We start from the raw sequence: 13602 nt of genomic DNA, 5'->3' as shown, positions 1-13602 counted from the left end.
TAACAAAAGGAGCATCAAACATGGACGAAAAACGAAACCTTCCGCTGCGCGTGTTGTTCTGTTGCGGCGTCACGCAAAACTTCTTCGACTTGCCGCGCGAACAGATCGGCGAAGTCTGGCAGGCCTACGGCAAGATGCTGGCGGCGATCGAAGCCATGAACGACGTGCGCGTGCTCGGCGTGATGGATGACGACCGGCTGGTCGTGGGCCAGTCCGATGGCGCGCCGTGGACCTTCTACATCATGGCGGACGTCGCCGATTTCGACACGGCCGTGGCCGTATGCAATCTCTATCGCACCACACCCGTTGGCGAATATAACTTGTGGCGGTATGGAAAAATCGAAGCGCGTGTCGGACGTGCGCTGACCGTGCCGCCCGCAGTGAACAATGCGTGACGCCATGACGCAAACCACGATCGATGCCTTGCTCACGCGTCTTGCGATGCTCGAAGCGCAGAACGAAGTGCGCAAGATCGCAGCACGTTACATGGCGTTATGCGACGTGCCCCGCGCCGCGCTCGAAGGCGAAACGCTTGACGCGCTCTTCACCGATGATGCCGTGTGGGAGGGCATCGGCCCGCACTATGCGCACAAGTTCGGGCGGTTGCAAGGCCCCACAGCGATCGTCGACATGCTCCAATGCTATCTGCCGCCCGCGCCGCATTTCGCGACCAATGTGCATTTTCTGACGTCCGAGCATATCGAGGTCATGGGCGATTCGGCCAAGGGCCGATGGATCATGCTGCAAGCGTCGGAGTACGTCGATGCGAATGCCGAACTCATCGCCGCGCGGCTGGAAATCGATTTCTCACGCGGCGCCGATCATGCGTGGCTGATTCGGCACTTTCGTACCGAGCGGCTTTTCGACGCGCCATGGCAGGTGAATCCGCGAAAGGAGACGATGGCATGAGCGCATTCATCAGCGAGTTCGAGCTGCACGCGCGCGACGCCCAAGGCCCGAGCATCGCGATCAAGGACAGTATCGACATAGCAGGTTATCCGACGACGGCCGCTAGCCGCGCACTCGCGGATGCACCCGCCGCGACCGCGCATGCGGAAGTCGTCGAGCGCCTGCTCGATGCGGGCTGGCGCATCAAGGGCAAGGCCAACATGCACGAGCTCGCGTTCGGCATGACCGGCATTAACGACTTCACCGGCACGCCCGAAAATCCGCAAGACGTCACGCGCATTCCGGGCGGCTCGTCGAGCGGTTCGGCCTCCGCCGTGGGCCTTGCATTGGTCGATGCCGCGCTCGGCACCGATACGGGCGGTTCCGTTCGCGGCCCCGCCGCATGTTGCGGCGTGATCGGACTGAAGCCGACGTTCGGCCGCGTGTCGCGCCGTGGCGTCGCCCCGCTGAACACGACGCTCGATTGCGTTGGCCCGTTCGCGCGTGAAATGCGCGTGCTGATCGACGCGATGCAAGCGATCGATCCGACATTCGATGCGAGCATTGCGCAACGAGACGCATCGAAGATGCGCGTGGGTATCGCCGCCGTGAATGTGGATGCGGACATCAGCCAAGCGATCGATAAGGCCGTGCGCCGTGCTGGACTCGCGTCCTGCGGCATCGCACTCGATTCGATTGGCGACGCATTCAACGCGGGCCTCGCGGTCATCAATGCGGAGACATGGCGAGCGTTCGGTCATCTCGTCGATACGGGCAAGCTTGGCGCAGATCTGGTTGCACGTCTGCGCCTGGCATCGAACACCACGGCCGCCGATCTCGACAGCGCGGAGCATGTCAGAGGCATCTTCACTGCGGCAGTGGATCGTGCGCTCGATGAGGTCGATGTCATCGTGCTCCCTACCCTGCCCGCGTTTCCGATCACGCTGCAAGCCGCGCGCGCGGGATCGTCGGTCATTGCCATGTCGTCGTTGATCAGGCCGTTCAATCTCAGCGGTCATCCCGCGTTGAGCCTGCCGGTGCAGGTCGAAGGCGCATCGCTCAAGGCAGGCTTGCAGATCGTCGGCCGTAAAGGCGACGACGAGACAGTCTGCGCGGTGGCCGCCCATATCGAAGCTGCGCTCGCTCTATAAAGGAACTCGAACATGTCGAACAGAATCGTGCTCGTCACGGGCGCAGCGCGCGGCCTTGGCGCAGTCGTCGCGCGCCGTTTTCATGCTGCGGGCTATAAGGTCGCCCTCGCCGATATCGCAACCGATGCCACGCAAGCGCTCGCGCGTGCGCTGAGCGAAGATCAAAGCAGCGCATGCGCAGTCAAACTCGACGTCACCTCGAAAGCGGATTTCGAACGCGCGCGCGACGCGGTGCTCGAACGCTGGGGCGCCATCGATGTGCTCGTGAACAATGCGGGCGCGTCGAAGGTCATACCCGTGATGGAAATCACCGCCGAGCAATTCGATGACGTCATCGATGTCAATCTGCGCAGCGTGCTATTCGGTTGTCAGGTCCTGGGCCGCTATTTCGCGGATCGCGGCGCGGGACGCATCGTGAATATCGCATCGCTCGCCGGCCAGAACGGCGGTTCCGCGACCGGCGCGCATTATGCGGCAGCGAAAGGCGGCGCGATCACGTTGACCAAAGTATTCGCGCGCGATCTCGCGGCGTACGGCGTGACCGTCAATGCGATCTCGCCGGGTCCGCTCGATCTGCCCGTGGTGCACGAAAGCGTGCCCGCCGACAAGCTCGACAAAGTGATCGCGGGGATACCCGTCGGCCGTCTGGGCTCGGCGGATTACATCGCCGATGTCGCCGTGCTGCTCGCGTCGCCCGATGCGTATTTCGCCAATGGCGCGTGCTGGGACGTCAATGGCGGGCTTTACATGCGTTAGCGCGCGTTCAGGCGAGCCCGTCGTCGGGCGGGCTCCATACTTCGAGCACGTCGCGCACGAGCGTGGCGATGGATGCCGCGCCGAGCTTGTCCTTGATGCTCGCGCGGTGCACGTCGACGGTCTTCACGCTGATCGACAGATCGGCCGCGATGCGCTTGCTCGCCTTGCCTTCGATCACGCCGCGCAAGACATCCTTCTCGCGCGCGGTCAACGATTCGACGCGCTCGCGCAATTCGCGCTGCCGCTGATCTTTTGCGTGACGCTGCGTGGCGAGTTTCATCGCGCGCTGCACGCGATCGAGCATTTGCTGTGAGTTGTAGGGCTTTTCGACGAAGTCGATCGCGCCATGCTGAAGCGCTCGCACCGACATGGGTATGTCGCCGTGACCGCTCACGAAGATGATCGGCAAGGTCGCGCCGCGACGGTTGAGTTCGGCTTGCACATCGAAGCCGCTGGTTTCGGGCATGCGCACATCGAGTACGAGGCAGGCGGGCCGGCTCACGTCGAAGGCACGCAGAAATTCGGCGGCATTCGCGAATCCTTCCGACTTCACGCCGACCGAATCGAGCAGCCATGCGAGCGAGGTGCGCATGCCGTTGTCGTCATCGACGATATAGACCACGGGAGCGGGAGAGTTCATTGCGAGTGCTCGTTCGATGCATGCGTCTCGGACCGTGCGCGCCGGAAGATTCGGCTGTCTCATCGCAGGGGTCTCGTTTTTATGGAGCGTCAATGATAACCAGAGGAAATTCGCCGCGAAAGTCCCTTCTTTTACCCGGATCGAATGGGATAGGTAAAAGCTTTAGTGCGCTCGGTAACGACGCAGGGCAAGTCGGCTGATCGTGCCGATATGTTTTGTGCGGTTGAGCGCGTACGCTTGACTCACAACTTGATATACACAGACTTGAAAACGAATCGAACAGGAGACGCCGATATGTCCGCGATGCCCCGCCCCGACTATACCGACATCGAACAGGTGCGCAAGCAGTTTCGCCAGGCCATGTCTCATCTCGGCGCCGCGGTGAACGTCATCACCACAGCGGGCGCGCACGGACGCTGCGGCATTACCGCGAGCGCGGTGTGCTCGGTCACGGACTCGCCGCCCACGCTGCTCGTCTGCATCAACCGGTCGAGCGCCATGCATGCGGCATTCGCGGGCAATCGCAATGTGTGCGTGAACGTACTGCCGGGTCATCAGGAACAGATCGCGCGGCATTTCGCCGGGCTCACTCAACTGTCGATGGAAGAACGCTTCTCCTTGCCGGTGTGGGACGAAGGCGCGAACGGCGTGCCGGTGTTGCGCGATGCATTGGCGAGTCTGGAAGGCACCATCGTCGAAGCCAAGGAAGTGGGCTCGCATTCGGTGATGTTCGTCCAGACGACAGCGATCCGCGTGCGCGACGATGGCGATAGCCTGATTTACTTCGATCGCAACTTTCATCGCGTGCCGCGCGTGTGCGCCGCGCAATGATCTCTTATCGCCGGTTCCGCGTTAATTGATTACAGGAACACCGCTTCCTATACTCCACGCGCAGACAGGCGATTGAAAGGAAGGCGTGAATAACGGCGCGCATCGCCCGGGTCTGCTCGTTCGCCACTTGGAGAGTCGTGATGAACAAGATCTCGAGGCAATGGAGTGCGTGTGTGTTGTTTGTGCTGGTCGCGTCACCGCCGGTCTTCGCGCAAGGCGACAAGGTAGTCGACGATGCGAACACCACCTGGAATGCGGCTTTCAACAAGGGAGATGCCCGGGCGCTCGGCGCCTTGTACGACGAAAAAGTGGTGTTATCGCCGGGGAATGGCACGACGATTCAGGGACGCCCGGATGTCGAGAAGTTCTATAAGGGCTTGTTCGAGGCGGGCTTTCGCGATCATACGATCGATGTCGTCAGCGCGAAACGCGTCGGCAATCTGATCTATCAGACGGCGAACTGGACGGCCGTTGCCGAGAAGGACGGCAAGAAGACGCCCTATAAGGGCGTGGTGCTCAAGGTGCTCACCAAAGGCACGGACGGCAAGTGGCGAACGACCGCGCAGACATGGAACGCGGCGCCATCGCAGTAATGATATTGCGAGCCCGAATGGGGATCGGGCCCGCGAAATCGCGCCTCAGTTCAATGCGGAAAGCCGCGCATTCAGCCGTGCGCGCGTGATCGCCGCGATCTGCGCCAGCGCCTCGTCCAGCTCTTGCTGCGTGCTGCGTCCGATACGGCGCTCCAGCGCGCTGAAAATGCCTTCACGCGTGTAATTGCGCACACAGATGATGAACGGAAAGCCGTGGCGCGCAAGATAGCTTCCATTGAGGCGATCGAGCGCAGCTTCCTGATCCACAGGCATCGTGTCCAGGCCGGCGCTCTTCTGTTCGGCATCGGAATCCGCCGTCATCGTTCCCGAACGAATGTTCGCTCCGGACAAGAGCGGATGCTGATTGAGAAAAGCCCGCTGTGCATTGGCGTCGAGCTTCCGGATGACGTCCATCATCGCGTCGTGCAGCGCAGCTTCGGATGCGAAAGGACGCGCGCTCCATGCGCCTTCCGCTGCCTGCGGAAAATGCTCGAATACGCTTGCGAACGCGCCGACGAAAGCCGTGCGATCCAGCGCGTTGACCGGCTCGAAATTGATCGACTGTGACATGAACTCCTCTCCTATAAGGCACGCCGAATTCGCATGGCGTCGATGGCGATTCGTGCCGAGTATAGGAAGCGCGCGAGCGCGCGGCGAGGCATCCGATCCTATTGACCGCATAACAGAACGCGATAGCGCTACGTGCGATTCATATCGCGCAGCGCGCGCAATTCCTGCGCAGCCGCCGTCAGCATGCCGCGCAGCCACACGTGCGAGGCCGATCGATGCCGCGACGGATGCCATAGCTGATAAAAGCGCATGAACGGAAATTCGATCGGCGGTTCGAGCACCGCGAGCGGCAGATGCTGCGCGTGATAGTTGGCGAAATGCCGGCCCGTCGTGAGAATCAGATCGGTGCCCGGAATCAGGCTCGGCGCGAGGTTGAAATACGGGCAGCTCACGCGATTGTCGCGATGCACGCGCATGGTGCTGAGCCCCGTATCGACCACGCCTCGCTGATCGCGCGAATACGGCGCCGGCACGATATGCGACGCGCTCAGATAATCCTCCGCATCGAACTTGCCGGACTGCGCATACACGCTGTCGCGCGCGACGACGCATACGACCTCGTCTTCCAGCAGGACCGACAAATGCAAATGCTCCGGCGGATTGGGCCAGTTGCCGATGACGATATCCGGCGAGCCTTCCGATAGCCCCTGTTCATAGTTGAACGATGCCGAGAGCGGCACGGCGACGATGCGCGCGTGCGGCGCAGCACGCCTGAATTCGCGCACGACATGCGCGAAAAATGGCGGCGCCAGATAGTCGGGCATGCCTACGGTGAAGGTTTGTTCGGTCGTGGCCGGATCGAAATGATCGTCCGATACGAGCAGGTTATCGAGCGCGCTCAAGGCGGCCTGCGCGCTCTGCGCGAGCTGAATCGCGCGTTCCGTCGGCACCATCGCGTTTTTTTCGCGCGTGAGCAGCGGATCGTTGAAGATCGCGCGCAGCCGCTTCAGCGCCGAACTGATCGCCGGTTGCGACTGGTTCATACGAATCGCCGTGCGCGACACGCTGCGCTCGCCGATCAGCGTGCATAGCACGCGCAGCAGATAGGTATCGAATGGATCGTCGGTGCGATTCATGGTGAGTTCCGTGTCTGATAAGTTCGCGTCGCCGCGCCGCTATTTTGACAGCCGCAATCGCCATAACCGCTTCGACGGGGCCGCTCTAGGGTAATCCATAGGTCACGGAAAGCGGCATGGAAAATCGCGCACAGCCCCACCGTATAAGGCTTCGCAACCCATACAGGTGTTGCTATGGGGCTTATTGGCCCGCCCGCCGTTCCCCTATTCATGGCCGTTTCTATACTTGCTTCCAACCGGACGCACGGCCGTCACCGCGCGACGCAAACCGACAGGAAAGGAGACACCATGTCGCTCATCAAACAGGAGATGCCGGTATTCGCGAGCGAGGCCGAAAGTGCCGAAGCGAGCGTGTATCGCAAAGTCTCATGGCGCTTGCTGCCGTTTCTCGGCGTGTTGTGGGTGCTCGCGTGGCTGGACCGCGTGAACATCGGCTTCGCCAAATTGCAGATGCTGGACTCGCTGCATTTCAGCGAAGCGGTGTACGGCCTCGGCGCGGGTATTTTCTTCATCGGCTACTTCCTCTTCGAAGTGCCGTCGAACATGCTGCTGCAGAAGATCGGCGCGAAAAAGACGATCATGCGCATCACGATTTGCTGGGGCGTCATCTGCATGCTGCAAACGCATGTCACGACGCCCACGCAGTTCTATCTACTGCGCTTTCTGCTCGGCGCATTTGAAGCCGGTTTCTATCCCGGCGTGATTCTCTATCTCACGTACTGGTATCCGTCGCAACGGCGCGCCCGCGCGTTCGGCACGTTCATGTCGGCATCCGCGATTGCGGGCGTGCTCGGCGGCCCGCTCGCCGGCTGGATCATGACGTCGATGGGTGGCGTGCAGGGCATGCACGGCTGGCAATGGCTCTTCATTCTCGAAGGCATTCCGTCGGTGCTGGCCGGCATCTTCGCGTGGTTCTACATGACCGACAAGCCCGAGCAGGCGCGCTGGCTGTCCGACGATGAAAAGCGTGTCGTGCTCGACGCACTGCAACGCGATAACGCGGCGATGGGCGAACGCGGCCACGACTGGCGCTCGCTCTTCACGAACCGCAAGGTGTGGCTTCTCATCGCGATCTTCTTCTGCCTGCTGTGTGCGAATTCCACGCTGACCTTCTGGATTCCGACCGTCATCAAGGACGTGGGCATCAGCACGCCGATGGCTGTCGGCTGGATCGCGGCGGTAGCGTATCTGTGCGGCGCGGCCGGCATGATCCTCAACGGCGCGCATTCCGACCGCAGCAACGAAGTGCGCTGGCATTTCAGCGGCGCGGCGATCGTGGGCGGCGTGGCAATGGCCGTGCTCGCGATCCTGATGGGCTTCGACAAGCTGTCTCCGGTGGTGGCGTTGCTGGCGATGACGGTGTCGCTCGTCGGCACCATGAGTGCGATCCCCGTGTTCTGGCAGTTGCCTAACCGCTATCTCGCCGGCAGCGCGGCGGCGGTCGGCGTGGCGCTGATCAACTCGGTCTCCAATCTCGCGGGCTTCGGTGCGCCGTACGCGATGGGGCTCATCAAGAATGCGACGGGCAAGGTCACGACCGGCCTGTATATCGTCGCCGTGATCGAAGTGATCGCCGCGGTGCTCGTGCTCATCGGCATTCGCAAGCTCGGCAACAAACAAGGGGCCTGACATGCGCGACAAAGACCTTTCCCCCGCATTCGATGCGAGCCGCCGTCGTTTCGCGCTGCGTTCGGTGGCACTGGGCGGCAGCATGCTCATGGCCAATGCCGCGCTCGCCGCCGATCCTCAGTCGCCGGTGGCGCCCAATCAGACGACCGGGCCGACGCAACAGGACGGTCTGAGCCCGCGCCTCACGATGCACGCGCTCGACACCTGGCACGGCACGCCCGGAGCCGGCATGCGCGTGGATCTGTTCGCGATAGAGGATGGCCGTTCGAAGCTACTGCAGACCATCACGCTTGCCGCGAGCGGCCGCAGCGAGCCGCCTCTTCTGATCGGCGACACGTATCGCGCGGGCACGTATGAATTGCTGCTTCACGCGGACGACTACTTCGCCGCGCGCAAGGCGAATCTGCCGCAGCCGCTGTTCCTTTCGAAGATACCGCTGCGCTTTCGCATTACCGACGTCAATCAACGCATTCACTTGCCCGTGTTGTTCGGACCGTGGAGTTATAACTATTACCGCGGCAGTTGAGCAGAAATCGAACGGCAAACGAGATCAGGAGACACATCATGGCCGCAGGCATCACCACGCATGTACTCGACGTCGCGCTCGGCAAGCCCGCTGCGGGCATGCAGATCGAATTGTTCGATGTCGGCACTCAACCGCCGACGCTCATCGCCCGCACACGCACCAATCGCGACGGCCGCACGGACTCGCCGATCCTGCCCGCAGCGCAGGCCCGCGCCGGCGATTTCGAATTGCGCTTCTGGGTCGCGGATTACTTCAAGACGCCTGATGTTTTCGCCGATGTCGTTCCGGTGCGTTTCACACTCGGCGATGCCGCTCAGCACTATCACGTGCCCTTGCTCTGTTCGCCCTGGAGCTTCGGAACGTATCGCGGCAGTTGAGCCGGGTTTGCTTTACATGCCTCGCATCATCAATCAGAATGGAAGCGCGACTGCTTCATCATTCTCGATGATTAAGGGGCATATCGATGGAACTTCGACACCTGAAGATTTTTTGCGCCGTGGCGGAAACCGGCAGCTTCACCGCCGCGGCGGAGAGAGTGCATAACGTTCAGTCGAATGTCACGATGCGCGTGAAGGAGCTGGAAAGCGAGCTCGGTCAGCAATTGTTCGTGCGGTCCAAAGGTGGCGTGGTGCTCACCTCCGCGGGACATACCTTTATCGGATATGCACGGCGCGTGCTGCAATTGATGGACGAGAGCCGCAGCGCCATGCTCGATGTGACCACGCCGAAAGGACCGCTGCGTCTCGGATCGATGGAAACCACCGCGGCGATCCGCTTGCCGAAAGTGCTTGCCGGTTATCACAAGAAGTATCCGCAAGTGCAGCTTTCGCTCATTACCGGCACGACGAGCGAACTCATCAAGGCTGTGGAAACCCATCGGCTCGATGCCGCATTCGTCGGCGGATTTCATCAGAATGCCGCGCTTCATCAAGAAGAAGTGTTTCGCGAAGAGCTTGCATTGCTCAGCAGCATGCAATTCCGGTCGCTTGAACAATTAATGGCGCAGATCTCGAAGCAAACGGTGCTCGTGTTCAGAACCGGCTGCTTCTATCGTTCGACGCTCGAGAACTGGTTTTATCAGTCGAGACTCATTCCGGGACAAATACTCGAACTAGGCACGCTTGACGGCATTATGTCGTGCGTCGCGGCGGGAATGGGCATCACGCTGTTGCCGAAAGCGGTCGTCGAACGTCACGGCAGCCGGCGCTCTGTACGAATCCACGAACTGCCGCCGGATTTTTCGAACGTGACCACGGTTTTCATCCGCAATCAGGATGCGGTCGTGACGCCCGCGTTATCAGCGCTGCTCGCGCTGGCGCATGAGCAGTTCGGCAATGGTTCAGGCCAACCGAATGCCGATAGCGAGCTTTCGCTCGCGAATGCGCCTGCATAAGATCGCAGGCGCATTCACGTTCGAATCATCACGCATAACGAAACTGCAATCCTTCCTCGCAGTCGAACGCCAGCCCTTCGGCGAGTTCGGCCACGCGCGCCGCTGCGGGCATGACGCGATCGATCTTGCCCACCCCTTGTCCCGCATAGAGCGATAGCTTTTGCGCCATGCGCGGCTTGTCGATGATGCGCGCACCGCCGCCGATGAATCGCAGCAGATTCCAGCGGTCCCGGTTTGGCATGACGCGATGCGGGGTGCCGTATTTCCAGCCGAACGAATAACCGGTGCGATACTCGGTATCGTCGACCGTCGCTTCGACGATCTTTTGCTTGTACAGCGCATGCGCGTTGGATTCCTCGCAGGCGACGAACGCCGTGCCCACGAGCACACCGGACGCCCCCATGCGCATTACCGTTTCGACATCGCTTCTATTCGTGATGCCGCCGGCGGCGAGGACGGGCCGCTCTTTTGCGACGGCAAGAATGCCCGGCAACAAAGACAGCAATCCGATCGTGCCGCGATTCAAATGCCCGCCGCTTTCGCTGCCCTGCGCGGTGATGATATCGGCGCCGTTGGCAATCGCCTGGCGCGCCAGTTCCACCGAACCGACCTGAACCATCACGACCATGCCCGCGTCTTTCGCGCGCCGGATCATATCCGGATAAGCTTCCGCATAGAAAAGCGAAAGCATGTTCGGCTTCCTTTCGAGGACAACCTGAAATTGCGCCTCGAATACATCCGGCCCGCCGAACGACGGCACCAGATTCACGCCGAAAGGCTTCTCCGTCAGCGCCCGCGTTTCGTCGATCCAGCGTCGCAATGCGAGCGGCGGCAACCGCAGTCCGCCGATCGTACCCATCCCGCCCGCGTTGGCGACCGCCGCGACCAGCCGAGGCCCCGAGATGGCCGCCATGCCCGCGAGGAAGATCGGATAGCGGACGCCGCATAGCCTGGCGACGGCGTTGGTTGGCCCATTTCTATTGATTGCATTCATGGTTCAAAGCTCCACATGCTTGCCAAGCATTCGCCTGAGCGAATCGTTTTTCAACACGAAGTGATTTTTGAAGGCGCCGAACATGTGCAGGATAAGTCCGCACAAGAACGCGCCAGCGCCGATGTCGAACAGCACGCCGAATACATGCGCAGCGCCGGAATGTGGACGCATGAGCGCCGGCACGATGACGCCGCCCGGCAATTCGATCGGTACGCCCGCGCTCGATTTCGCAAGCCATGCGGCGATCGGCAGGAGCACCATCGCCAGAGCCAGCGCAACAGCGACCGAGCGGCTTACCATCACTTCCACCGGATTCGGCGTGCCGACCGGCAATGGATGCCACGACGTGATGCGAGCCCAGAACCGGTAAATCGAGAGCGGAAAGAGCAATGTTGCGCACAGATTGACGAAGCGCTCGGCGTTGTCCGACGCTGCGAAGAGCGCGACGATTTTCATCGCGATGATCGATAGCACGAGAAACGCAATCAGCCAGTGAAGCACAATGGTGATTGGCGAAAACCCGAGTCCGTTGTCTCTCGTCTTGAAACGCACGGATCCCGGCATGAGGTGAGGCTGAGCTTTGGACATGACGACTCCCTTCGAGGATCAATGACTCACCGCGCCCGATGCGCCCATTCCGGTCTGCGAACGAACGAACTGATCGTTGAATCTGCGCCGTTCTTCATTGGCCTGAGCGCGGCGATCGGTCACGGAGCCGAGCCACATGAAGAAGAACGCGATACTCATGGAGATGAGCGCCGGATAGTCGTAAGGAAAAACCGGCGCCGCATGCCCCAGAACCTTCACCCAGACGGCGGGCGAAAGGACCACGAGCGAAATAGCGCTGACAAGCCCGGCCATGCCGCCGATAAGCGCGCCGCGCGTGGTCAGGCCTTTCCAGTAGATCGCGAGCGTCAGGACCGGAAAGTTCACCGATGCAGCGATGCTGAAGGTCAGCGCGACGAGAAACGCGACGTTCTGATCCTTGAACAGCATGCCGAGCATGATGGCGACCACCGCTATGCCCATCGATGCAATGCGCGATACGCGCTTCTCGTTCTCTGGCGTCGCGCAATTCTTCTTGTAGGCCATCGCATAGAGATCGTGCGAAATCGCGGATGTGCCCGCCATCGTGAGGCCCGCGACGACGGCCAGAATCGTCGCGAAAGCAACGGCGGAGAGAAAGCCGAGCGCCGGGTCGCCGCCAAGCGCCTTCGCGAGATGCATGACAGGCATGTTCGACCCGCCGATCAGCTTGCCGCCTATCACGCCGCCCTCGTAAAAGAGCGGATTGCGCCCGACGATTGCGATTGCCGCCACGCCGAGCAACGCCACCACGAGAAAGAAATAGCCGATAAAGCCCGTCGCAACGAAGACGGACTTGCGCGCGGCCTTCGCATCGCGCACCGTGAAAAAGCGCATGAGGATATGAGGCAGGCCGGACGTGCCGAATACGAGTCCGACCGATAACGAAAGCATCGCAAACGGATCGGCGACGAGTTTACTCGGCAGCATGATCGCGCTTCCGTTTTTGTGCGTTCGAATCGCCTGCTCGAACATCGCATCAAGCGAGAAGCCGAATTGCCTGAGCGCCAGAAATGCCAGCAAGGTTGCGCCGAACAACATCAGCACGGCTTTGATGATCTGAACCCACGTCGTCGCAACCATGCCGCCGAAGGTGACATACACGGCCATGAGCACGCCGACGACGACGATCGCCTGGTTGTAGCTCAGCCCGAACAAAAGATGAATCAACTGCCCTGCCCCGACCATCTGCACCACGAGATAGAAACAGACGACCGTGAGCGAGCCCAAAGCCATCATCGCGCGCGTTCTTTGCTGATCGAGGCGGAAGGAAGCAATGTCTGCAATCGTGACTTGTCCGAGGTTCCGGATGCGCTCGGCGAACAGAAACATCAGCAACGGCCACGCGACGAAAAAGCTCACGGCATAGATCATCCCGTCATAGCCGTTGAAGAAGATCATGCTCGTGAGACCGAGCAATGCCGCCGCCGACATGTAATCGCCAGCCAGCGCAAGACCGTTTTGAAAGCCGGTGATCGATCCGCCCGCGTTATAGAAGTCCTTCATGGAACGCGTCTTCGAAGCCGACCACCAGGTGATCGCGAGCGTGGCGAAGACGAAAGCGAGAAACATCGAGATAGCCGTCAGATTCATTGACCTGCTCCCTTCAGGATTTCGCTCGTGAGCGCATCGAACTCGCCGTTCGCACGGTAAATGTAGAGGCCCGTGAGAAGCCAGGTTCCCGCAATAAGCAACACGCCGACGGTCCACCCCGCCGTCATGACGTTCGCGCCGAAGACCCGCGCGGCAAGCAGATTCGGCGCGAATGCGGCGATCAATACGAAGGCGTAATACGGCACCAGCGTGCCGAGCGTCAGGCGCGCGATGAACTTGCGTTTGCGCGAGACGAGTTGGTGGAAAGCAGGCATCAGCCAGAGGTCCTGGCCAGCAGTCGAGGGCATCGCGGTGTCTCCTGATTTGGAATGTTATGGATGTCGAAGACACGATAGGCCGCGCGATGTCTCATGTAA

At 61.0% G+C, this 13602-nt stretch carries 17 protein-coding genes; 10 read left to right on the top strand and 7 right to left on the bottom strand.

All coding sequences use genetic code 11. The annotated features are described in order from the left end of the window. The first annotated feature begins 20 nt into the window (after positions 1 to 20). The 4 genes from AWB70_RS35115 to AWB70_RS35100 are packed head-to-tail and all read left to right on the top strand — an operon-like array spanning position 21 to position 2795. Positions 21 to 395, top strand: coding sequence for a hypothetical protein (locus tag AWB70_RS35115; RefSeq protein ID WP_053569237.1), 375 nt, complete (start codon positions 21 to 23; stop codon positions 393 to 395). A gap of 4 nt (positions 396 to 399) precedes the next feature. Continuing rightward, on the top strand, positions 400 to 909 hold the full coding sequence (locus AWB70_RS35110) for a nuclear transport factor 2 family protein (protein WP_053569236.1): 510 nt from the start codon (positions 400 to 402) through the stop codon (positions 907 to 909). Beyond that, complete coding sequence (locus tag AWB70_RS35105; protein WP_053569235.1) at positions 906 to 2039, top strand: amidase; 1134 nt, start codon at positions 906 to 908, stop codon at positions 2037 to 2039. The genes AWB70_RS35110 and AWB70_RS35105 overlap by 4 nt, the downstream gene beginning before the upstream one ends. Before the next feature lie 12 nt (positions 2040 to 2051). Then, positions 2052 to 2795: an SDR family NAD(P)-dependent oxidoreductase gene (locus tag AWB70_RS35100; RefSeq protein WP_053569234.1), complete on the top strand. Its 744-nt coding sequence runs from the start codon at positions 2052 to 2054 to the stop codon at positions 2793 to 2795. A 7-nt stretch (positions 2796 to 2802) separates the two neighbouring features. Here AWB70_RS35100 and AWB70_RS35095 read toward each other — a convergent pair whose 3' ends face one another. Further along, the gene (locus AWB70_RS35095; RefSeq protein ID WP_041731677.1) at positions 2803 to 3435 is read right to left on the bottom strand and encodes a response regulator transcription factor; all 633 of its coding nucleotides are present in this window, start codon (positions 3433 to 3435) and stop codon (positions 2803 to 2805) included. A gap of 294 nt (positions 3436 to 3729) precedes the next feature. On the opposite strand from AWB70_RS35095, the gene hpaC reads away from it, so the two are divergent. Both hpaC and AWB70_RS35085 read left to right on the top strand, forming a co-directional pair. Continuing rightward, positions 3730 to 4266 (top strand): 4-hydroxyphenylacetate 3-monooxygenase, reductase component, encoded by a 537-nt coding sequence (hpaC, locus tag AWB70_RS35090; RefSeq protein ID WP_014250833.1) that lies wholly within the window; start codon positions 3730 to 3732, stop codon positions 4264 to 4266. A gap of 140 nt (positions 4267 to 4406) precedes the next feature. Then, positions 4407 to 4859, top strand: coding sequence for a YybH family protein (locus AWB70_RS35085; protein ID WP_052485673.1), 453 nt, complete (start codon positions 4407 to 4409; stop codon positions 4857 to 4859). Positions 4860 to 4904: 45 nt separating this feature from the next. Here the strand turns inward: AWB70_RS35085 and uraD are convergent, their stop codons facing one another. Together uraD and AWB70_RS35075 are read right to left on the bottom strand one after the other, a co-directional pair. Continuing rightward, positions 4905 to 5429, bottom strand: a complete 525-nt coding sequence (gene uraD, locus AWB70_RS35080) for a 2-oxo-4-hydroxy-4-carboxy-5-ureidoimidazoline decarboxylase (protein WP_053569233.1) — start codon at positions 5427 to 5429, stop codon at positions 4905 to 4907. 128 nt (positions 5430 to 5557) lie between these two features. Further along, positions 5558 to 6505 (bottom strand): LysR family transcriptional regulator, encoded by a 948-nt coding sequence (locus AWB70_RS35075; RefSeq protein ID WP_053569232.1) that lies wholly within the window; start codon positions 6503 to 6505, stop codon positions 5558 to 5560. Between the two features lie 288 nt (positions 6506 to 6793). Here AWB70_RS35075 and AWB70_RS35070 point away from each other — a divergent pair, with 288 nt between their 5' ends. The 4 genes from AWB70_RS35070 to AWB70_RS35055 all read left to right on the top strand — a co-directional run bounded on the left by AWB70_RS35070 (position 6794) and on the right by AWB70_RS35055 (position 10053). Then, complete coding sequence (locus AWB70_RS35070) at positions 6794 to 8134, top strand: MFS transporter (RefSeq protein ID WP_041731674.1); 1341 nt, start codon at positions 6794 to 6796, stop codon at positions 8132 to 8134. Between the two features lies 1 nt (position 8135). Further along, complete coding sequence (locus tag AWB70_RS35065; RefSeq protein ID WP_053569231.1) at positions 8136 to 8660, top strand: hydroxyisourate hydrolase; 525 nt, start codon at positions 8136 to 8138, stop codon at positions 8658 to 8660. Positions 8661 to 8698: 38 nt separating this feature from the next. After that, positions 8699 to 9037 (top strand): hydroxyisourate hydrolase, encoded by a 339-nt coding sequence (gene uraH / locus AWB70_RS35060; RefSeq protein WP_014250827.1) that lies wholly within the window; start codon positions 8699 to 8701, stop codon positions 9035 to 9037. An 86-nt stretch (positions 9038 to 9123) separates the two neighbouring features. Continuing rightward, complete coding sequence (locus AWB70_RS35055; RefSeq protein ID WP_053569230.1) at positions 9124 to 10053, top strand: LysR family transcriptional regulator; 930 nt, start codon at positions 9124 to 9126, stop codon at positions 10051 to 10053. Between the two features lie 28 nt (positions 10054 to 10081). On the opposite strand, the gene AWB70_RS35050 is transcribed toward AWB70_RS35055, so the two are convergent. Genes AWB70_RS35050 through AWB70_RS35035 form a run of 4 tightly spaced genes read right to left on the bottom strand, consistent with a single transcriptional unit; the run spans position 10082 to position 13533 of the window. Further along, positions 10082 to 11047 carry an NAD(P)H-dependent flavin oxidoreductase gene (locus AWB70_RS35050; protein ID WP_053569229.1) on the bottom strand — a complete coding sequence of 322 codons (966 nt, stop codon included), beginning with the start codon at positions 11045 to 11047 and terminating at the stop codon, positions 10082 to 10084. A 3-nt stretch (positions 11048 to 11050) separates the two neighbouring features. Then, a complete protein-coding gene (locus AWB70_RS35045) occupies positions 11051 to 11635 on the bottom strand; it encodes a cytochrome b (RefSeq protein WP_053569228.1) in 585 nt (194 codons plus the stop codon). A gap of 18 nt (positions 11636 to 11653) precedes the next feature. Next, positions 11654 to 13225 (bottom strand): cation/acetate symporter ActP, encoded by a 1572-nt coding sequence (gene actP / locus AWB70_RS35040; RefSeq protein WP_053569227.1) that lies wholly within the window; start codon positions 13223 to 13225, stop codon positions 11654 to 11656. After that, positions 13222 to 13533 (bottom strand): DUF485 domain-containing protein, encoded by a 312-nt coding sequence (locus AWB70_RS35035; protein ID WP_053569226.1) that lies wholly within the window; start codon positions 13531 to 13533, stop codon positions 13222 to 13224. The genes actP and AWB70_RS35035 overlap by 4 nt, the downstream gene beginning before the upstream one ends. Positions 13534 to 13602: the final 69 nt, after the last annotated feature.

Origin of the sequence: Caballeronia cordobensis (genome assembly GCF_001544575.2) — a bacterium.
Taxonomy (GTDB): domain Bacteria; phylum Pseudomonadota; class Gammaproteobacteria; order Burkholderiales; family Burkholderiaceae; genus Caballeronia; species Caballeronia cordobensis.
This window is presented reverse-complemented; position numbering and strand designations above follow the sequence as displayed.

Excerpts from the sequence above, each read along its gene's own strand:
- AWB70_RS35115 (WP_053569237.1), top strand. The coding sequence starts at position 21 with ATGGACGAAAAACGAAACCTTCCGCTGCGCGTGTTGTTCTGTTGCGGC.
- AWB70_RS35110 (WP_053569236.1), top strand. The coding sequence starts at position 400 with ATGACGCAAACCACGATCGATGCCTTGCTCACGCGTCTTGCGATGCTC.
- AWB70_RS35105 (WP_053569235.1), top strand. The coding sequence starts at position 906 with ATGAGCGCATTCATCAGCGAGTTCGAGCTGCACGCGCGCGACGCCCAA.
- AWB70_RS35100 (WP_053569234.1), top strand. The coding sequence starts at position 2,052 with ATGTCGAACAGAATCGTGCTCGTCACGGGCGCAGCGCGCGGCCTTGGC.
- AWB70_RS35095 (WP_041731677.1), bottom strand. The coding sequence starts at position 3,435 with ATGAACTCTCCCGCTCCCGTGGTCTATATCGTCGATGACGACAACGGC.
- hpaC (WP_014250833.1), top strand. The coding sequence starts at position 3,730 with ATGTCCGCGATGCCCCGCCCCGACTATACCGACATCGAACAGGTGCGC.
- AWB70_RS35085 (WP_052485673.1), top strand. The coding sequence starts at position 4,407 with ATGAACAAGATCTCGAGGCAATGGAGTGCGTGTGTGTTGTTTGTGCTG.
- uraD (WP_053569233.1), bottom strand. The coding sequence starts at position 5,429 with ATGTCACAGTCGATCAATTTCGAGCCGGTCAACGCGCTGGATCGCACG.
- AWB70_RS35075 (WP_053569232.1), bottom strand. The coding sequence starts at position 6,505 with ATGAATCGCACCGACGATCCATTCGATACCTATCTGCTGCGCGTGCTA.
- AWB70_RS35070 (WP_041731674.1), top strand. The coding sequence starts at position 6,794 with ATGTCGCTCATCAAACAGGAGATGCCGGTATTCGCGAGCGAGGCCGAA.
- AWB70_RS35065 (WP_053569231.1), top strand. The coding sequence starts at position 8,136 with ATGCGCGACAAAGACCTTTCCCCCGCATTCGATGCGAGCCGCCGTCGT.
- uraH (WP_014250827.1), top strand. The coding sequence starts at position 8,699 with ATGGCCGCAGGCATCACCACGCATGTACTCGACGTCGCGCTCGGCAAG.
- AWB70_RS35055 (WP_053569230.1), top strand. The coding sequence starts at position 9,124 with ATGGAACTTCGACACCTGAAGATTTTTTGCGCCGTGGCGGAAACCGGC.
- AWB70_RS35050 (WP_053569229.1), bottom strand. The coding sequence starts at position 11,047 with ATGAATGCAATCAATAGAAATGGGCCAACCAACGCCGTCGCCAGGCTA.
- AWB70_RS35045 (WP_053569228.1), bottom strand. The coding sequence starts at position 11,635 with ATGTCCAAAGCTCAGCCTCACCTCATGCCGGGATCCGTGCGTTTCAAG.
- actP (WP_053569227.1), bottom strand. The coding sequence starts at position 13,225 with ATGAATCTGACGGCTATCTCGATGTTTCTCGCTTTCGTCTTCGCCACG.
- AWB70_RS35035 (WP_053569226.1), bottom strand. The coding sequence starts at position 13,533 with ATGCCCTCGACTGCTGGCCAGGACCTCTGGCTGATGCCTGCTTTCCAC.